General features: G+C 67.3%; 14 protein-coding genes and 1 pseudogene. 9 read left to right on the plus strand and 6 right to left on the minus strand.

The window, feature by feature from the left end:
• Position 1: 1 nt before the first annotated feature.
• The 5 genes from AC1RLU_RS07935 to AC1RLU_RS07955 are packed head-to-tail and all read left to right on the plus strand — an operon-like array spanning position 2 to position 4740.
• Positions 2 to 538, plus strand: a complete 537-nt coding sequence (locus tag AC1RLU_RS07935) for a MarR family winged helix-turn-helix transcriptional regulator (protein WP_492794867.1) — start codon at positions 2 to 4, stop codon at positions 536 to 538.
• Complete coding sequence (locus tag AC1RLU_RS07940) at positions 538 to 1374, plus strand: enoyl-CoA hydratase family protein (protein WP_113587375.1); 837 nt, start codon at positions 538 to 540, stop codon at positions 1372 to 1374. Before AC1RLU_RS07935 ends, AC1RLU_RS07940 begins: the two co-directional genes overlap by 1 nt.
• Before the next feature lies 1 nt (position 1375).
• Entirely contained in the window at positions 1376 to 2584 is a 1209-nt protein-coding gene (locus AC1RLU_RS07945; RefSeq protein ID WP_492794868.1) for an acyl-CoA dehydrogenase family protein, read from the plus strand.
• A gap of 60 nt (positions 2585 to 2644) precedes the next feature.
• Positions 2645 to 4285 (plus strand): benzoate-CoA ligase family protein, encoded by a 1641-nt coding sequence (locus AC1RLU_RS07950; protein ID WP_492794869.1) that lies wholly within the window; start codon positions 2645 to 2647, stop codon positions 4283 to 4285.
• A gap of 47 nt (positions 4286 to 4332) precedes the next feature.
• Positions 4333 to 4740: a RidA family protein gene (locus AC1RLU_RS07955; RefSeq protein ID WP_492794870.1), complete on the plus strand. Its 408-nt coding sequence runs from the start codon at positions 4333 to 4335 to the stop codon at positions 4738 to 4740.
• A gap of 9 nt (positions 4741 to 4749) precedes the next feature.
• Here the strand turns inward: AC1RLU_RS07955 and AC1RLU_RS07960 are convergent, their stop codons facing one another.
• From AC1RLU_RS07960 to AC1RLU_RS07985, 6 genes are all read right to left on the minus strand, one after another.
• Positions 4750 to 6384 (minus strand): sulfate adenylyltransferase subunit 1, encoded by a 1635-nt coding sequence (locus AC1RLU_RS07960; RefSeq protein ID WP_492794871.1) that lies wholly within the window; start codon positions 6382 to 6384, stop codon positions 4750 to 4752.
• A complete protein-coding gene (gene cysD / locus AC1RLU_RS07965) occupies positions 6384 to 7286 on the minus strand; it encodes a sulfate adenylyltransferase subunit CysD (RefSeq protein WP_492794872.1) in 903 nt (300 codons plus the stop codon). Before cysD ends, AC1RLU_RS07960 begins: the two co-directional genes overlap by 1 nt.
• Positions 7283 to 8092: a phosphoadenylyl-sulfate reductase gene (locus tag AC1RLU_RS07970; RefSeq protein WP_492794873.1), complete on the minus strand. Its 810-nt coding sequence runs from the start codon at positions 8090 to 8092 to the stop codon at positions 7283 to 7285. The genes cysD and AC1RLU_RS07970 overlap by 4 nt, the downstream gene beginning before the upstream one ends.
• A gap of 154 nt (positions 8093 to 8246) precedes the next feature.
• Positions 8247 to 11663, minus strand: a complete 3417-nt coding sequence (locus AC1RLU_RS07975) for an error-prone DNA polymerase (RefSeq protein ID WP_492794875.1) — start codon at positions 11661 to 11663, stop codon at positions 8247 to 8249.
• Positions 11660 to 13204 carry a Y-family DNA polymerase gene (locus AC1RLU_RS07980; protein ID WP_492794876.1) on the minus strand — a complete coding sequence of 515 codons (1545 nt, stop codon included), beginning with the start codon at positions 13202 to 13204 and terminating at the stop codon, positions 11660 to 11662. The genes AC1RLU_RS07975 and AC1RLU_RS07980 overlap by 4 nt, the downstream gene beginning before the upstream one ends.
• Entirely contained in the window at positions 13110 to 13961 is an 852-nt protein-coding gene (locus AC1RLU_RS07985; protein ID WP_492794878.1) for an ImuA family protein, read from the minus strand. Before AC1RLU_RS07985 ends, AC1RLU_RS07980 begins: the two co-directional genes overlap by 95 nt.
• Positions 13962 to 14316: 355 nt before the next feature.
• Between AC1RLU_RS07985 and AC1RLU_RS07990 the strand changes: the two genes are divergently transcribed.
• From AC1RLU_RS07990 to AC1RLU_RS08005, 4 genes and pseudogenes are all read left to right on the plus strand, one after another.
• Positions 14317 to 15762 carry a phospholipase D-like domain-containing protein gene (locus AC1RLU_RS07990; RefSeq protein WP_492794879.1) on the plus strand — a complete coding sequence of 482 codons (1446 nt, stop codon included), beginning with the start codon at positions 14317 to 14319 and terminating at the stop codon, positions 15760 to 15762.
• Positions 15763 to 15850: 88 nt separating this feature from the next.
• Positions 15851 to 16648, plus strand: a pseudogene (locus AC1RLU_RS07995) (endonuclease/exonuclease/phosphatase family protein); the annotation flags it as partial.
• A 499-nt stretch (positions 16649 to 17147) separates the two neighbouring features.
• The gene (locus AC1RLU_RS08000; RefSeq protein WP_142115283.1) at positions 17148 to 17696 is read left to right on the plus strand and encodes a chromate transporter; all 549 of its coding nucleotides are present in this window, start codon (positions 17148 to 17150) and stop codon (positions 17694 to 17696) included.
• Between the two features lie 8 nt (positions 17697 to 17704).
• A complete protein-coding gene (locus AC1RLU_RS08005) occupies positions 17705 to 18241 on the plus strand; it encodes a chromate transporter (RefSeq protein WP_061963888.1) in 537 nt (178 codons plus the stop codon).
• Positions 18242 to 18325 lie beyond the last annotated feature (84 nt).

An 18325-nucleotide genomic window follows, 5' to 3' on the forward strand; every position in this document is an offset into this window, starting at 1 on the left:
GATGGAAACGCCCTCTTCCGCCCTCGTGCTGGACCGCGAGACCAAGGCCAGCGAGCGCCCCGGCGACCACAAGGACGAACTCCGCCTGTGGCTGAGGATGCTGACCTGCTCGACTCTGATCGAGACCGAGATCCGCAACCGACTCCGCGAGGAGTTCAAGACCACGCTGCCGCGCTTCGACCTGATGGCGCAGCTCGACAAGACGGCGGTCGGCATGACCGTCGGCGAGGTCTCGCAGCGCCTGATGGTCTCCAACGGCAATGTCACCGCCGTCGTCGCCGGGCTCGTGACGGATGGGCTCGTCGACAAGCGCTCCGCCCCGCAGGACCGGCGGGTGCAGATCCTCACCCTGACCGCACAGGGCCGCAAGATCTTCCGCGCCATGGCCGAGCGCCATGAGGACTGGATCGCCGAGTTGTTCGCCGGGCTCGACCAACCGGCCATCGCGCAGCTTTTCCGGCTGCTCGGAGAGACCAAGACCTCGCTGCATCGTGCCATCGCGGGGCGGATCGGCGAAGCCGCCAAGGGAGATGCCTGATGGCCGAGATCGCCAATGCCACGACCCTGCCTCTGGCGGGTTTCACGCCGGAGCATTTCAGCCTCTCGGTCTCCGGCAAGGTCGCGACGGTGACGCTGAACCGGCCTGAGAAAAAGAATCCGCTGACCTTCGCAAGCTACCGCGAACTCACGGATTTCTTCCTCGCCGCGCAGAAGGAAGAGGCGGTCAAGGCGATCGTCGTCACCGGCGCCGGCGGCAATTTCTCCTCGGGCGGCGACGTGTTCGAGATCATCGGGCCGCTGGTCGCGATGGAGACCAAGGACCTGCTCAAGTTCACCCGGATGACCGGCGAATTGGTCAAGGCGATGCGGGCCTGCCCGCAGCCGATCGTGGCGGCGATCGACGGTGTCTGTGCCGGCGCGGGCGCGATCGTCGCGATGGCTTCCGACCTCAGGCTCGGCACGGCCGGCAGCAAGATCGCCTTCCTGTTCAACCGCGTGGGCCTTGCCGGTTGCGACATGGGCGCCTGCGCGATGCTGCCGCGGATCATCGGCCAGGGCCGCGCCGCGGAACTGCTCTATACCGGCCGCGTGCTCAGGGGCGAGGAAGCCGAGCGCTGGGGCTTCCTCAACCGCATCTGCGCCTCCGAGGCCGTGCTGCCGGAAGCGCAGACGCTCGCTGCCGAACTGGCTGATGGCCCGACCTTCGCCAATGCGATGACCAAGCGCATGCTCGAAATGGAATGGGCGATGTCGGTCGAGAGCGCGATCGAGGCGGAAGCCGTGGCGCAGGCGCTGTGCATGCAGACCGAGGACTTTTCCCGCGCCTATCACGCCTTCGCCAACAAGCAGAAGCCGGTCTTCGAGGGCAACTGAGATGGCCAGCGCTTCTCGTCTCGGCCTCGACATCCTCGGCGACACGCTCGACTGGCCGTTCTTCGAGGAGAGCCACCGGAATTTCGCCACCGAGCTCTCCGGCTGGGCCGATTCCTACCTCGCCGACCTGCCGCATACGCAAGTCGACGAGGCCTGCCGGGCGCGTGTCGCGGCGCTCGGCGCCGCGGGCTTCCTGAAGGCTGCCGTGCCGGCTGCCTATGGCGGGCTCACCGAAAAACTCGATGTCCGCACGCTCTGTCTCGCCCGCGAAATCCTGGCGGCGCATGACGGGCTCGCCGATTTCGCCTTCGCCATGCAGGGACTCGGCACCGGCGCGATCTCGATCGCCGGCTCCGAGGCGATGAAGCGGCACATCCTGCCGGATGTCGCTGCCGGCAAGCGCATCGCCGCCTTTGCGCTGTCCGAAAAGGAAGCCGGCTCGGATGTCGCAGCGATGGCGACGACCGCGACGCCGGACGGCAATACCCATGTCCGCATCGACGGCGAGAAGAGCTGGATCTCTAATGGCGGCATCGCCGACCATTACGTCGTCTTCGTTCGCACGGGCGAGGCGCCCGGTGCCCGCGGGCTCTCCGCCTTCCTGGTCGAGGCCGATACGCCCGGCCTGACCATCGCGGAACGCATCGAAGTCATCGCGCCGCACCCGCTGGCGACCCTGCGCTTCGAGGGCTGCCGCGTGCCGCTCGAGAACGGCATCGGCGGTCCCGGCGACGGCTTCAAGGTCGCGATGGCGACGCTCGACATCTTCCGCTCGACGGTCGGCGCCGCCGCGCTCGGCTTCGCGAGACGGGCGCTGCATGAGACGCTCGCCCACGCCAATGGCCGCAAGCTCTTCGGCGGCACGCTCGGCGATCTCCAGCTTTCGCAGGCGGCCATCGCCGACAGTGCTGCCGAGGTCGATGCCGCCGCTCTCCTCGTCTACCGCGCCGCCTGGACCAAGGACCGGGGCGCGGCGCGCGTCACCCGCGAGGCAGCGCTGGCCAAGCTCGTCGCGACCGAGAACGCCCAGAAGGTGATCGACCGGGCTGTGCAGATCCATGGCGGGCTCGGCGTCACCAAGGGCGTCAAGGTCGAGGAACTCTACAGGGAGATCCGGGCGCTGCGGATCTACGAGGGCGCCTCGGAAGTCCAGAAGGTCGTGATCGCGCGCGACCTCCTGAAATCACATGCCGGAAGAGCAGATCGTTAGAGGCGGATTCACCGATCGGGCTGGCGGCCTGTTCGGATCGGGCTCTCGCAGGGGAACGCCATGACAGCAACCGGATTCGCGAGATCGGGGCATCAGGACAGCTTCGCGCGGGACAACCTGCCGCCGCGCGAAAGCTGGCCCGATCTGAGGCTGGAGGAGGCGGGGCTCACCTACCCCGAGCGGCTGAACTGCGTCGCGGAGCTGCTCGACCGGCATGTCGACGAGGGGCGTGGCGGACGCACCGCCGTGATCGCCAACGACCTGCACTGGAGCTATGCCGACCTCACTGAGGTGGTGAACCGCATCGCCAATGTGCTGACCCGCGATCTCGGCATGGTCAGCGGCAACCGCGTGCTGCTGCGCGCCGGCAACACGCCGATGATGGTCGCCGCCTATCTCGCCGTCATCAAGGCCGGCGGCGTCGCGGTCGCGACCATGCCGATGCTGCGGGCGGGCGAGCTTGCCTATCCCCTGCGCAAGGCCAAAATCACGCTCGCGCTTTGCGACCACCGCCTCACTGCCGAGCTGGAGACCGCCAAGGGGCAGGTGCCGGAATTGGCCCGCATCGTCGCCTTCGGCAGTGCCAAGAGCGAGCTGGAAGCTCTGATGGCGCAACCGGGCTACGAGCGTTTCGAGGCCGTCGACACCGCCCGCGACGATGTCTGCCTGATTGCCTTCACCTCCGGCACCACCGGCGAGCCCAAGGGCACGATGCATTTCCACCAGGACATGCTGGCGATCTGCGACTGCTACGGCGCGCGCGTGCTGAAGGCCTCTCCGGATGATCGCTTCACCGGCTCGCCGCCGCTCGCTTTCACCTTCGGGCTCGGCGGGCTCGTGCTCTTCCCGATGCGGATCGGCGCGGCGATGGTGCTGCCCGAGAAGGCCGGCCCGGCCGATCTGATCGACGCGATCGAACGCCACAAGGTCAGCGTCGTCTTCACTGCGCCGACCGCCTATCGCGCCATGCTCGACAAGCTCGACGGGCGCGACATCGCCTCGCTCCGAACTTGCGTCTCCGCCGGCGAGGCGCTGCCCAAGGCGACCTTCGAGGCCTGGCAGGCGCGGACCGGCATGCCGCTGCTCGACGGCATCGGCGCAACCGAGATGCTGCATATCTTCATCGGCGCGCCGCGCGAGGCGATTCGGCCGGGCGCGACCGGAACTCCGGTACCGGGCTATGAGGCGAAGATCGTCGACGCCGAGGGGCGCGATGTGCCGGACGGCACGCCCGGGCGCCTCGCCGTCCGCGGCCCGACCGGCTGCCGCTATCTCGCCGACCCGCGCCAGGCGGTCTATGTCCTGAACGGCTGGAACATCACCGGCGACACCTATCTGCGCGATGCGGATGGCTACTTCTGGTACCAGGCCCGCTCCGACGACATGATCGTCTCGGCCGGCTACAACATCGCAGGTCCCGAGGTCGAAGCCTGCCTGCTGACGCATGAAGCCGTGGCCGAATGCGGCGTGGTCGGCGCGCCCTGCCCCGAGCGCGGTCAGATCGTGAAGGCCTATGTCGTCTTGCGCGAAGGTGTCACTGGCGACGCAGCGCTGGTCAAGGCGCTGCAGGAGCATGTGAAAGCCGGTATCGCGCCCTATAAATATCCCCGCGCTATCGAATTCGTCCCGGTCCTGCCGAAGACCGCGACCGGCAAGCTGCAACGCTTCGCCTTGCGCCAGATGGCGCAAGGCGAGACCTGATTTTCCCATCGACAGAGCCTGAACGGCCGAAACCGAGGCGATACGCCATGTCCGAACTCCCGCAATCCCGCGCCATCCTGCCCGAAGGCTGGCCGCAGCCGCGCGGCTATGCCAACGGCATGGTGGCGGAAGGCCGCGTGCTGGTGACCGGCGGGCTCGTCGGCTGGGACGCGCAAGGCGTCTTCGCCGAGGGCTTCATCGGGCAGCTCCGCCAGACCTTTCTCAACATCAGGGCGGTGGTCGAGGCCGGCGGCGGGCGCGTCGAGGATATCGTGCGCCTGACCTGGTATGTCACGGATATCGCGACCTATCGCGCCAGCCTCAGGGAGATGGGGCCGGCCTATCGCGAGGTCTTCGGCCGGCATTTCCCGGCCATGGCGGTGGTCGCCGTCACCGCACTGGTCGAGCCGGAGGCGCTGCTGGAGATCGAGGCGACGGCGGTGGTCGGTGCCTGACCCCGCGCCCTAAATCCCCGCGCCGTCCTGCAACGCCCCGACCGGCGCCTTGCGCCAGAGCCGCATATGCAGCGCCCGCAAGCCAGGTCGCAGCAGGATGTCACCGAAGGCGAGCGCCAGGGATGCTGCCGCATTGGCCGTCAGCACGAAGGCCGCCGCGAACAGCCCGGCCGTGCTCAACACACGCCAGCTGATCCCGGCAAGCCATGCCCGGCGGTCCGGCGTGCCCCGCCGGCCGACGATGCGAAGGACGCCGCGTTGCGCCCGTACCAGCGCCCCGCCCTCGCCCACGGCCTGTCGAGCCTCGCCCTCGGCGGGTTCGACGAAGCCGAAGGCCACCGTCTCGTTGCTGATCCGGTCGATCAGGATGAAGCCGCCGAGCTGGTGGCTCTGCGCGTAGGGCAGCGAGACCAGCGGCCGATCGAGCCGGAGCGTGACGAGACCGATGCCGTTCATGCCCAGGCTCTGCGCCGGCAGCGGCTGGAAGCCCTCGATATCGATGCTGTGATGCAGCGTCTCGACCGTCGCGTTGGCACTCTGCGTCGCAAGCTTCACCAGAAATTGGCCGCCTTCGAGCATGGCCCGCTCGCCCGTCCAGAGCAGGCGTGCCTTCAGGCCGCGGCTCACCGGCAGCGCCGCCCCGGCAGCGGCGATGACGTCGCCACGCGAGATGTCGATATCGTTCTCCAGTGCGACCGTCGCGGCCTGGCCGGCAGCGATCTGGCTTGCCTCGCCGGCTGCGCCGATCAAACGTGCGATGCGGCTGGTGCGGCCAGAGGGCAGCGCGACGACGGGGTCTCCGACACGAGCGCGACCAGCAACCGGCGTACCAGCATAGCCGCGGAAATCGAGATCGGGCCGGTTGACCCATTGCACCGGCAGGACGAAGCCTTCGTCACTCGGGGCAGCGCGGGCGACCGCGACGCCCTCAAGATAGGGCAGTAGCGCCGGGCCATCATACCAGGGCATCAGCGTCGACGGGCGCATGACGTTCTCGCCGTCGCGGGCCGAAACCGGGATGAAGCGGATCGAGGCAAAGCCGAGGCTTTTCACCGCCGCGCGATAATCGGCTGCGATCCGCTCGAAAACCGCTTCGTCATAACCGACGAGGTCCATCTTGTTGATGGCGACGACGACATGGCGGACACCGACCAGCGAAACGATGAAGGAATGGCGGCGCGTCTGCGGCAACAGCCCTTTGCGTGCATCCACCAGGATAACAGCGAGATCGGCGGTGGAGGCGCCGGTCGCCATGTTGCGGGTGTATTGCTCGTGGCCGGGCGTGTCGGCGACGATAAAGCTGCGCGTCTGCGTCGCGAAATAGCGATAGGCGACATCGATGGTGATGCCCTGCTCGCGCTCGGCCGAGAGGCCGTCGACCAGCAAAGCGAAATCGGGCGCCTCGCCTTGCGTGCCGAACTTGCGGGAATCGCTGTCGAGCGCGCTGAGCTGGTCGTCGAAGACCGCGCCGGCCTCGTAGAGCATGCGGCCGATCAGCGTCGACTTGCCGTCATCGACCGAACCGCAGGTGATGAAGCGCAAAAGCGAATGCTGGCCGGTTTCGGATGATGCCGGCGCATCGTTGGCCGGAAGCGGCGTCTGCACCGGTTTCGGTGCCTTCTTTTTGGCGAGCGCGAAGCCCATCAGAAATAGCCTTCCTGCTTCTTCTGTTCCATCGAGCCCGAGCCGTCATGGTCGATGACGCGGCCCTCCCGCTCGGAGGATCGTGACGAACGCATCTCGGCGATGATGTCGGTGAGGTTGGCGGCCTCGCTCTCGACCGCGCCGGTCAGCGGGTAGCAACCCAGCGTGCGGAAGCGGACCATCCGGGTTTCGATGGTCTCGCCGGGGCGCAGTTCCATGCGCTCGTCGTCGCGCATGATCCAGGCGCCATCACGCCGGACGACCGGGCGTGGCGCGGCGAAATAGAGCGGCACGACCGGGATGTTCTCCAGCGCGATGTAGTCCCAGACATCGCGCTCGGTCCAATTGGAGAGCGGAAACACGCGAAAGCTCTCGCCGCGATGCTTGCGGGTGTTGAAGAGCTGCCAGGGTTCGGGCCGCTGGTTCTTCGGGTCCCAGCGATGCTCGGGTGAGCGCAGCGAGAAGATGCGCTCCTTGGCCCGACTCTTCTCCTCGTCGCGGCGCGCTCCGCCGAAGGCGGCGTCGAACTTGTGGAGATCGAGCGCCTGCTTCAACCCTTGCGTCTTCATCACGTCGGTATGGATGCGCGAGCCGGAGGCGAAGGGATTGATCCCGGCCTCGACGCCCTCCCGGTTGATATGGACGATCAGGTCGAGGCCGAGCCGCTGCGCCGTCTCGTCACGGAAGGCGATCATCTCGCGGAACTTCCAGGTCGTATCGACATGGAGCAGCGGGAAAGGCGGCCTGGCCGGATAGAACGCCTTCATCACGAGGTGCAGCAGGACGGCCGAATCCTTGCCGATCGAATAGAGCAGCACCGGCTTGTCGCAGGTCGCGACGACCTCGCGGATGATGAAGATCGCCTCCGCCTCGAGCTTCTGGAGATGGCTGAGCTGGATCACTGACGCACCTCCACAGCCGAGAGCCCGGCGTGCGCCAGTTTCCCGTCCGGCCCGACATGCAGGCCGCATTCCTTGGCCGCATCGTCCTCCCACCACCAGCGGCCGGCCCGCTCGGGCTCGCCGGGGCGGATAGCGCGGGTGCAGGGCTGGCAGCCGATGGAGACGAAGCCCTGCGCGTGCAGCGGATTGACCGGCACGTCGTTCTGCTGCGCGAAGGCGAGCGCGCGCTCTCGCGACCAGTCGATGAGCGGGCTCGCCTTGACGAGGCCGCGGGCCGCATCGGCCTCGGCCAGCTTCACCCCGCCTCGCGCCGCCGACTGATCAGCGCGCAGGCCGGTCAGCCAGATATCGGCGCCGGCGAGCGCTCGGCCCAGAGGCTCGACCTTGCGGATGTCGCAGCAGGATTTGCGGGCGTCGCGCGAGGCATAGAAGCCGTTGATGCCGTTCTGGCGGACGTGGAGTTCGAGCGTATCGTGGCGAGGGTAATACGGGCGGATCACGATGCCGTAGCGTTCCTCGGTCTCCTGCCAGAGCGCATAGACCTCGGGAAAGAGCCGGCCGGTATCGAGCGTGGCGAAAGTCACCGGCAGCTTCGCGGTCGCGATGAAATGGGTGAGGACCTGATCTTCGAGACCGAAGGAGGTGGTGAAGACTACTCGCCCGTTCGCTTCCGCGACGATGCCGGAAACGCGCGCGGGCACGTCCGCCTTGCCGAACGCCGCATCGAGCGCGGCCGCGCGATGCGCCAGCAGCGCCTCTGCCGGCGTTGTCGTCGAGGGTTCGTCCGAGCCGAAGCCGTTCGCCATGGTCGTGGCCGCCTGTTCGGTAAATCGAACGAACCACTTATACCCATGGCGGCAAAGGTTCAATTTACAGCAGGTAGCGTGTTTTTTCTTATTTTACTTCCATTGGAGAAGTTTGTTTTGGTGAGTGCTCTGCACGCCCCTTAGCTGCGCAAATTCAATGGAAATCCCGGGATTTCGGGAGAATGCGCACATTACGTGGGTGGCGGTGGCGCGGCAAAGGCGGGTTCTTCAGTTCGTCGATGGGCATCGGAACCTCGGCGCGGTGGGTATGCGAGAGCGAGAGCAGGTCGACCGAGCGGTCGGCGATACGCTGGGCCATGAGATGGGTGACGCCCTCGACGCTTTTCTGCACCCTGCCCTCGACCAGCATCAGCCGCGCGCCCATGACCTCGCGGCGGAAACGCTCGAACAATCGCGCCCAGATCACGACATTGGTGATGCCGGTCTCGTCCTCCAGCGTGACGAAGATGGCATTGCCCTTGCCCGGCCGCTGCCGCACCAGCACGATTCCCGCTGTGCGGACGAAGGCGGCATCGGGTTTCTCCTCGGTCTCGGCGCAGCTCAGCACGCCCTCGCGACGGAAGCGCGGGCGCAGGAGCTGCATCGGATGCCCCTTCAGCGAGAGCCGAACGGTCTGGTAATCGGCGACGATATGCTCGGCCAGCGGCATGACCGGCAGCGCCATGCCCTGTTCCGAACCCAGTTCGCGAGCCTGCGCGGCCTGGAAGAGCGGCAGCGCCGGATCATCCGGCAGGCGACGCACGGCCCAGAGCGCCTCGCGCCGGTCGAGCCCGAGCGAGCGGAAGGCATCGGCATCGGCAAGCAGGCGCATGGCGCGGGCGGGAAGATTGGCTCGGCGCATCAGTTCCTCGACGTCGCGATAGGGGCCGCGCACTTCCCGTTCCTCCGCGATGGCTTGGCCCCACTCATCCTTGAAGCCGTCGATCTGGCGGAAGCCGAGGCGCAGGGCGAAGGGATCCCGTTTGCTCTCCTGATGCGGCCGATCATGATAAGAACTTGATTCCGAAACAGCTTCCAAGCTGTTGTCCAAGAAGCTGGAATTGACATCGGCGGGTCGTGGTTCGACACCGCCGTTCTCCTCCGCCTCCCGCACGATCTGGGCTGGAGCGTAGAAGCCCATCGGCTGGGAATTCAGCAATGCGGCAGCGAAAGCGGCCGGGTAATGCTTCTTCAGGAAGGAGGAGATGTAGACCAGCTTGGCGAAGGAAGCCGCGTGGCTTTCCGGGAAGCCATAGCTGCCGAAGCCCCTGATCTGGTCGAAGCAACGCTGAGCGAAGTCGCGCTCATAGCCGCGCGCGACCATGCGCTCGACCATCATGTCCTGAAAATGATGGATCGTCCCGGCATTGCGGAAGGTCGCCATCGCCTTGCGCAGACCGTTGGCCTCGATGTCTGAGAATTTCGCGGCGACCATGGCGAGCTTCATCGCCTGCTCCTGAAAGAGCGGGACGCCCTTGGTCTTGTCGAGCACGGCAACCAGTTCGTCGGCCTTGCCATGCTCCGGTGAAGGCGACGGATAGGTCACCTCTTCGATCCCCGCCCGCCGTTTCAGATAGGGGTGGACCATGTTGCCCTGGATCGGACCGGGGCGGACGATCGCGACCTGGATGACGAGGTCGTAGAACTCCCGCGGCCTGAGCCGCGGCAGCATGTTCATCTGGGCGCGGCTCTCGACCTGGAAGACGCCGAGCGACTTGCCCTCGCAGAGCATGTCATAGGTCGCTTCGTCGCCGTCCTTGAAGTCGGCGAGCGCATAGTCCTTTCCCCCGTTCTCCCTGATCAGATCGAACGCCTTGCGGATGCAGGTCAGCATGCCCAATGCGAGCACATCGACCTTCATCAATCTGAGCTCGTCGATGTCGTCGCGGTCCCATTCGATGAAGGTCCGGTCCTCCATCGCGGCGTTGCCGATCGGCACGGTCTCGTCGAGGCGCCCGCGCGACAAAACGAAACCGCCGACATGCTGCGAGAGATGGCGCGGATAGCCCAAGAGCCGGGTGGCGAAATCGACGGCGCGGCGGATCGTCGGATTGGTCGGATCGAGCCCGGCCTGACGGACGCGGGCATCGCCGATCTCGCTGCCCCAGCTACCCCAATTCGTATCGGCGATGCGGGCTGTGACGTCCTCGGTCAGGCCCAGCACCTTGCCGGCCTCGCGGATGGCGCTGCGCGGCCGGTAATGGATCACGGTCGCGGCGATTCCGGCGCGATGTCGGCCGTATTTCCAGTAAATCCACTGGATCACCTCCTCGCGCCGCTCATGCTCGAAATCGACGTCGATATCGGGCGGCTCCTTGCGCTCGGTCGAGATGAAGCGCTCGAACAACACGTCGTTCTCGGCGGGGTCGACAGCGGTGATGCCGAGCACGTAGCAGACGGCGGAATTGGCGGCCGAGCCGCGGCCCTGGCAGAGGATACCCTTGCTCTCGGCGAATTCGACGATCTGGCGGATGGTCAGGAAATAGCGGGCGTATTCGAGCTTCCCGATCAGATCGAGTTCCTTCGCCAAGAGCTTCTCGACCTTCTCCGGCACGCCCTCAGGGTAGCGGATCAGGCAGCAGCGGCGGACCAGTTCGACCAGCCAGTCCTGATCCTTCCAGCCGGGCGGGATCGGCTCGTCGGGGTACTCGTATTTGAGCTGGCCGAGATCGAACTCGATACGGGAGAAGAGATGTTGCGTCTCGGTGATGGCCTCGGGCGCATCCCTGAAGAGGCGGGCCATTTCCTGCGGCGGCTTGAGATGACGCTCGGCATTGGATTCGAGCAGGCGCCCCGCCCGCTCGATCGTAGTGCCCTCGCGAATGCAGCTGAGCACATCCTGCAGGTCCCGCTGCGCGATGGAATCATAGAGCGCGTCATTGGTCGCGATCAGCGGGGTGCGGGTCGCGGTGGCGATAGTCTTGAGGCGCGCAAGGCGGCGGCGGTCGTCGCCGCGCCGGTGCATGCTGGCGGCGAGCCAGACCGCGCCGGGCGCTGCATCATCCAGCCGAGCAAGGAGCGCAGGCAGGCCATCGAGGCTGCGGCCGGGCATCAGGATCAGCAGCAGGTCGCGAGCATCGCTCAGGAGGTCGTCGAGGACGAGACGGCATTCGCCCTTCCTCACGCCGTCCTTCAGGTTGCCATGGCTGAGCAGGCGGCAGAGCCGGCCCCAGCCGTCACGATTGGCGGGATAGACGACGATATCCGGCGTGCCGTCGGCGAAGACGAGGCGGGTTCCGGTCGCGAGCTTGAAGCGCTTCGCCATCGCCTTCATCCGCTCGGGCGTGAAAGGCAAGGCGGCGAATTCGGCGCTCTCGGCCCAGTAATACTCCCCGGGGCTGCCGCCCTCCCTGACCTTGTCGGGCGCGGGCAAACCGTCCTCGCGCAACTGCTTCAGCGCCGCCCAGGCGCGCACGACGCCCGCCACCGTGTTGCGGTCGGCGATGCCGATGCCGGAATAGCCGAGCAGCAGCGCCGTCAGCACCATATGCGGCCCCGGCGAGGCGCCGCGCAGGAAGGAAAAATGCGAGGCGGCAACGGGTTCGGCGAAGGCATTCGCAATCTGATTCATGCGAAGAGCCCGTGCAGGAACCAACGCGGCGGGGCGCTGTCGGCCTCGTAGAAGCCGATCCGGTAGAGCCAGAAACGGCGCCCTTCAGCATCCTCGACGCGATAATAGTCGCGCATCGGCTCGTCCGAGCCGTCGCGCCACCATTCGGGCGCGATGCGCTCGGGACCTTCGGCGCGGGCGACGTCATGGATGAGGCGCCGCCAGCGGAAGCGGATCGGCGGGCCATCCGGTACTTCCGCGATGGCCTCGACCGGCTGGGGCGGCTCGAAGAGCTGGAGCGGACGGGCCGGCGGCTCCTGCGGTTCTGGCCCGGACCAGGACGCTTCCGGCAATGGCGCGGCCGCGGAAAGCGCTTTGGCGGCGCGGACGGGATGATGCGTGTCCTGCGCCGCGAAACGCAGCACCCGGTCGCGGCCGAAACGGGTGACGAGCCGGTCGACCAGGTCGGCCACCGCCTCCTCCTCGACCGCGCGGCCATCGAGGCTGTGCTGCGGCGTGTCGAGCGGCTCGCAGAGCGGCACTGCGAGCTTGATCGCATCGAAGCCGAAGCCGGGATCGAGCGGATCGGCCAGGGTCTCGATGCGCTCGCGATAGAGCCGGAGCAGCGCCTTGGCATCGCGCGAGGGCCGGCCGGTCTCGATGGCGAGGCGGCGTACCGCTCCGTCGCTGCGGAAGAAGCCGAGTTCGAAGATACGACCGCCCTCGCCGCGCATCTCCAGCACCCGCGCCGCCTCCCCGATCAGCCTGACGACCACGGCCTCAAGGCTCGCCGGATCGGCGAAAGGCTCGGCGAATTGGCGCTCGACCACGCAGTCGGGCGGCGGGCGCAAGGGCGTGATGCGGCGGTCCTCATGGCCGAGAATACGCCGAAGCTTGACCGCCAGCGCCTCGCCGAAGCGGGCCGAGAGCGTTTCCGAAGGGCGCTCCGCGAGATGGGCCAGCGTCTTGAGGCCGGCACGGGAGAGCGCGATCACGGTCTCGGCGTCGGTATCCAACGCGGCGGTCGGCAGCGGGCGCAACAGCGCCTCCTCCTGGCCGGGCGGGATGATGCCGCCGCGGCCGTGCCGCGCGCAGGCACGGGCGGCGTCAGGCGTGCCGGCGATGGCGGCTTTCACCTTGAGGCCGCCGTGCTGCATGGCGCGCCCGGCAAGATTACCGAGCCCCCTCTCTCCGCCAAAGAGATGGGCGCAGCCGGTGATGTCGAGGATCAGGCCATGCGGCTCGTCGAGCGCGACCAGCGGGGTGAAGCGGTCGCAGAAACCGGCAAGCGCTTCGAGGAATTCGTGGTCGGCCTGAGCTTGCGTCTCCAGCGCGACGAGATCGGGAATGCGAGCGCGAGCATCGGCCAGCGTCATCCCGCGCGTCAGGCCGAGATCGACGGCGCGCTGGTCGCAATCGACGAGGCGCAGGGCGTTGCCCTGCATCTCGGTCAGTACGTGCGGCTTCTCAGCCGGCGCGCCGGAGGCCGGTATCGCGCCCGTCCGCCGCAATCTGTCCGTCGCCAGAAAGGGGAACCAGAGGGCGAGATAGCGGCGCGGCATGGTCTGTCCGGAAAGATCGATCGAAAAGGCTGCATTCCGCAAAGCGATGTCGGTCACGGTCCCACTCCACACGCCACTCACGCTCGGCCACGCCACCACGCTGGCGCAGCAATCTCAGGGCGAAGGCCGGCGCGCCCGGCGCATTCGCCTCCAAGGCCCGCGAGGCCAGCGCCCTCACCTGCCAGCGCGTGCGCGCCGCGCTCGGCGCCTCGGCAGCGGCCACGCGCAGCAGCAGCACCGGCACGCCCGAGGCTTCCGCCGCCAGGGCGAGACGGCGGCTTGCGGTCAGATCGAAAGGGCGCGGCTCGCCCCAGGGCTCGATCAGCACGGCGCCCAGCGCGGCACAGCGCGCCGCCTCGGCGCCCGCCCGCAACACGCCCTCGCCGTCGCGCGCCCGCACCAGCAGGAGGCGTGACGGATCGAGGCCAAATTCGTTCAATCCCGGCGCGTGCAATCGCCCGGCTTCGGCATCGACGAAATCCTGCCGCGCCCACAGGATGGAGCGCTCGCTGGAGCCATTCCGCGTTTCTTCACGCGAGCCGGGGGCGGCTTCGCTCGAAAATGCTCCGGCCTTCTCATCTGCCGCCCCCGCCCGCAGCGCGAGGCCGAGCGCGAAGCCGGTCGCGGCGGCGAGATCGGCGACCTCGGCAGCGTAAACCTCATGCAGCGCCGCCCGCGCGAGCCCGCCGTTCAGGGCTTCGTCCAGCCCAGGCACGCCGAGGCCGATCCGCCCGGCCGCAACCGGCCCGCCCCGCAAGGCGGCCTCTGAGAGGCTGCGGCGCAGATCGGACAGGGTCGAGGCGGTTTCGGGCATGGGGCAAAGCTTATGTTCTCTCTTTGTTCTTTATAGAACGCTCCCCACCGGAAGGCGAGTCGAGTCTTCCCCGCCTTCCCCATGCCCCTGCCAGAGAGTGACGCGGGGCGGGTCTCGTCATTCCGAAGCTGCTTGCGCAAACAGCTCTCGAGGCCACGGCGCTGACTTATGCAGAGGCGCGTTCGGAAGAGCAGCGCCCGGAATATCCGCTCCGCCGAGGCTCTCGGTTTTCATTTATCGCAATTTCTTCACGCGAACCGACGCCCACTTCGCTCGGAAATGCTCTAGCCTCAGCGGCATGTGGGGGATTCTCTCGACCTATTGGCCGCATATCCTCGCGGTCATCACGATCGCGCTGTCGGCCGTCGCCGGCGCGCATGCGGTGATGACCAAGGACGAGGTGCGCGCCGCCATCGGCTGGGTCGGCGTCATCATCCTCTCGCCGATCATCGGGCCGCTGCTCTACGCCATCGCCGGGGTCAACCGCATCCGCCGTGCCTCGATCCTGGCCCAGCGCCCCGGCCATGGCATGGCGGCGGCCGATTTCCATGTCGAGGACGAGGCGGTCGCGACGCATTTCGGCCGGCGCTTCCTCGCGCTCAAGACGCTCGGCGACCGCGTCGCCCGCCACCCCCTGACCACCGGCAACCGCATCGACACGCTGGAAACCGGCGACGAGGCCTATGGCGCGATGCTCGCCGCCATCGCGGCGGCTGAGCGCAGCATCATCCTGGAAAGCTACATCTTCGACCGGGACCCGATCGGCCTGCGCATCGCCGATGCGCTGATCGAGGCGCAGAAACGCGGCATCGCGGTCCGGGTGCTGATCGACGCGGTCGGAGCGCGCTATTCGGTGCCGAGCATCGCCGGGCACCTGCGCGAAGGCGGGGTCGCGGTCGACGTCTTCAACGGCAACATCATCATGGGCCTGCGGCTGCCCTATGCCAATCTCAGGACGCACCGGAAGATCATCGTCGTCGACGGAATCATCGGCTTCATGGGCGGAATGAACATCCGCGAGGGTTTCACCCGCGAATTCGCCGGCGACGCCTTCGCCCATGACACGCATTTCCGCATCGAAGGGCCTGTGGTGGCCGATCTCTTCGCCGTCGCAGCCGAGGACTGGTGCTTCGCCACCGGCGAAGCACTTGCCGGCCCGGCCTGGGAGATTCCGGAGCTGGCGCGGGGCGGTATGCCGGTGCTGGCGCGCGCGGTGCCCACGGGACCGGATTCCTATCTGGAAACCAATCACAAGCTGTTGATGGGTGCACTGTCGGTGGCGCGCCAGTCGGTCAAGATCATGTCGCCCTATTTCCTGCCCGACCAGGAGCTGATCAGCGCGCTCGTCACCGCGGCGCGACGCGGCGTCGACATCGATATCGTCGTGCCCTCGGTCAACAACCTCGTGCTGGTCGACCGCGCCATGACCGCGCAATTCGACCAGATCCTGAAGAATTATTGCCGGATCTGGCGCTCCACCGGTGCCTTCGACCATTCCAAGCTCCTCGCCGTCGACGGGAGCTGGGCCTATGTCGGCTCCTCCAATCTCGACCCGCGTTCGCTGCGCCTGAACTTCGAGATCGACCTCGAGGTTCTCGACCATGGATTCGCCCGCGCGATCGAGCGCCGGATCGAGACGGTGATGTCGACTGCGACCCCGGTCACGCTTGCCGGCCTGCGCGCCCGGCCCTATGTCATGCGTCTGATCGACAGGCTGATCTGGCTCGGCTCGCCCTATCTCTGAGCCGAAGCAGTCATATCCCTGATGCCAGAGGCGCCTAAACCGTTGCCCGCCCTACCAAGGCGGGTCCGGAGCACGAGCCGGCGGAGCGATGCAGAAGAAGAACCAGAGCCTGCCCGCCAGCATCATCGCCTCGCTGCGCCAGCGCAACAACCGCCCCGGCACCGTTTCGGCCGGAGAGAACGGTCGTGCTGGAGGCACGCTGGTCGCCTCCTATAACGTCCATAAATGCGTCGGCGTCGATGGCCGCTTCGATCCCGGCCGGATCGGGCAGGTGATCCGCGAGATCGCGCCGGATGTCATCGCCCTGCAGGAGGCCGACAAGCGCTTCGGCGCCCGCCACGGCCTGCTCGACCTCGCCCGACTGAAAGACGAGACCGGCCTCGTCCCTGTTCCCGTGGAAAGCACCAATGCCGCGGCGCATGGCTGGCACGGCAATGTCGTGCTGTTCCGGCAGGGGCTGGTGCGCGACGTCCATCAGGTCTCGCTGCCGGGGCTGGAGCCGCGCGGCGCGCTGGTCGTCGATATCGACCTCGAGAGCGGCGCGGCACTTCGGATCGTCGCGGCCCATCTTGGCCTGCTCAGGCGCTCGCGCTCGCAGCAGGCCCGGATGATCATCGACCTGATGCGCAGCCGGGACGAGCGCCCCACCCTCCTGCTCGGCGATCTCAACGAATGGCGCCTCGGCGGCCGCTCGGCACTGAGCGCGCTCGATGCCGCCTTCGGCGCGATGCCCGTGCCGGTCCCGAGCTTCCCGGCCGGGCTGCCCTTGCTGGCGCTCGACCGGATCATCGCCAACCGCCCGGAAATCCTGTCGCAGGTCGCGGTCCACGATACGCCGCTCGCGCGCATCGCCTCCGACCATCTGCCGATCAAGGCCTTCGTCGATCCGGCCATGGCGGCGCTGCCGGTCAGCGGTCCCGATTTCATGATCGCGCCGGCCGAGCCGGCGGGCCCCGGCAGGGCAGCCTTGCATGCCAGGGAGGCGCCCCTGCCCCTTCCCGCGTCCTCACCAGGCGGCAAGGGACGCGCGGGCAGCAATCGCGAACTCGTGCGCAAGGCCGGCGCCCAATTGAAGCGCGCCGTCAAACGCACCTTGCGACGGCCGGACGCCCCTTCCCGCTGATAGGCCGTTTGGAAAACCCCTTAGCCCTCATCCTGAGGAGCCATTCTGACAGGAATGGCGTCTCGAAGGATGCTCCAGGAGGCTCAGGAACCATCTGGAGCATCCTTCGAGACGCGCCTGCGGCGCTCCTCAGGATGAGGGCTCCTTATTTCAGACAGCCTCTGCAGAGCACTGCTTCATGCGGGCAATGCGCTTCAGCGCTGGCCAATCCTGGTGAAGCCTGCTTTCTGGATTCATCAGCCGTCTCATGGCGCAGAATCAGATGCCGGATAACTTGGCCGAGCGCCCGAGCGCGCCGCAGCTCTTCCTGATCTTCACGCGGATCGGGCTGACCAGTTTCGGCGGCGGCCTGAGCGGCTGGATGCTCCGGGAATTCGTGCAGCGCCGGCGCCTGATGAGCGAAGAGGATTTCCTCAACGGGCTCTCGGTCGCGCAGGCCCTGCCCGGCGTCAACGTCACTAACATGGCGATCTGGATCGGCTACAAGCTCGGCGGACGCAACGGCGCCATCGCCTCCTGGCTCGGCATCGTCGTGCCCGCCGCCTTCGTCATCGTCCTGATCGGCAGCGCCTTCGCCTCGCTCAGCAGCTATGAACTCAGCCATGTCGCCCTGAGCGGCGCGGCTTCGGGCGCGATCGGCCTGTCGCTGGCGATGGGGCTGACCGCCGCGCGCCGGGTACCGCGCCGGGTCTTCCCGCTCGCGATCATGGCCGCGACCTTCGTCGCAGTCGCGATCCTGAAATGGCCATTGCTCTGGACGGTGCTCGGCTTCGGCTCGCTCAGCGTCGCCGTGACCTACCGGGACGGTTGAGCGACCGGATGCAATCCCTGCCCTTCAGCATCCTGCTCGTCTTCCTGCCGCTCTCGCTGGTGACCATCGGCGGCGGCCAGAGCGCCATCGCCGACATGCATCGCCAGATCGTCGAGGTGCATCAGTGGATGAGCGCCGCGCAATTCGTCGACGCCTTCGCGATCGCGCGGCTGGCGCCGGGGCCGGGCTCGCTGCTGGCGACGCTGATCGGCTGGCAGATCGCCGGGTTCTGGGGCGCGCTCGCCGCCACCGCCGGCATCTTCGGGCCGACCGCCTTCCTGATCTACGGGGTCGCCCATATCTGGTCGCGCTACGAGGGCGCCCGCCTGCTGCGCGCCCTTGAGAAGGGCTTGCGACCGGTCGCTGCGGGCATGATCCTGGCGGCGAGCTATGTGCTGATCCAGTCCCTCGACAGCGGCTGGCTCGGCCGCGGCATCGCGCTGGTCTCGACAGCCCTGCTGATGCTGACGCCGGTCAATCCGCTCCTGCTGATCGCCGGCGGCGCCGGCTGTTTCGTCGGGCTGCACCTGCTGGCACTGATCTGACCGCCGCCCGCGGAGCCGGGGCCAAGGCTCCAGTTTCACTGGCCACGGAACATTGAACAAAACCCCTTCCTATTTGTTCAGATA

The sequence above is a fragment of the Allobosea sp. GW822-FHT05A11 genome, assembly GCF_058800455.1.